Source organism: Mesorhizobium sp. WSM4836, assembly GCF_055811815.1.
The window spans coordinates 1-296 of sequence record NZ_JBVVQF010000112.1; the positions used below are offsets into that span (position 1 = coordinate 1).

General features: G+C 65.2%; 1 protein-coding gene. It reads left to right on the forward strand.

Annotated features, from left to right (window positions below; translation table 11 throughout):
• Positions 1-30: 30 nt before the first annotated feature.
• A partial coding sequence (locus tag AC0L2P_RS32315) for an IS66 family transposase (protein ID WP_473507256.1) occupies positions 31-296 on the forward strand: 266 nt, incomplete at its 3' end.

Sequence of the window (296 nt, forward strand, 5' to 3'; positions counted from 1 at the left end):
GCGGAGGCGTTTTATGATTCACTCCAGGGCATGGTTGCCACCGCCCAGGATGCTGTTCCGGACGATATCGGCGCGCTCAGAGCGGCGCTGACCGCGGCGCTGGCCAGAGCCGAAGACGAGGCCGCGCGCGCTGCGCTGGTCGAGGCCGAACTGGCGGTTGCCAGGGCTAAGGCATCGGATGATGCAGCGCTGATCGCACATCAGCATCTGACGATCCGCAAGCTGCAGCGGGCGCTGCATGGTCAGAGTTCTGAACGCTCAGCCCGCCTGCACGACCAGATGGAGCTCACCTTCGA